Here is a 536-nt window from a genome sequence, read left to right on the forward strand (position 1 = left end):
TGGGCTGTGCCTGGCGCATGCCGGGACTGACAAAAGACCATGGCTTGAAGGTCTGAGTGTTGAGGCGGGGTGGCCCATGAGCGGGAAGCCGAGACTGCTTTACCTGGATAATGCCAGCGAATTCAAGAGCGAAGCGCTCCGACGAGGATGCGATCAGCACGGTATCGAGCTGGCCTACCGCCCGCTGGGCCGGCCTCATTATGGCGGAATCGTGGAACGCGTGATCGGCACCGCGATGAAACAAATCCACGAACTTCCCGGGACCACCTTTTCCAATCCCAGCGAACGGGGTGGTTATGACTCCGACCGGGAAGCGGCGCTGACCCTGCGCGAGCTGGAGAAATGGATGGTCCTTGCCGTCACCAACTATCACGGCACCACCCACAGCACGCTGGGGCAGACGCCAGCTGGTCGGTGGGCTGAAGGGGTGGCGTCGACGGGGCTGCCGCCGGTTGCCACTAACCCGACGGCGTTCCTGGTCGATTTCCTTCCCGTCGTGCGGCGTACCCTGACGAGGACGGGCTTCGTCATCGATC

At 62.9% G+C, this 536-nt stretch carries 1 pseudogene; it reads left to right on the forward strand.

Going from position 1 to position 536, the window contains the following annotated elements:
• Positions 1-536: pseudogene (locus OCL88_RS21375) on the forward strand (transposase); the annotation flags it as partial.

Source organism: Paenarthrobacter sp. PAE-2 (assembly GCF_026013155.1).
Classification (GTDB): Bacteria; Actinomycetota; Actinomycetes; order Actinomycetales; family Micrococcaceae; genus Arthrobacter; species Arthrobacter ureafaciens.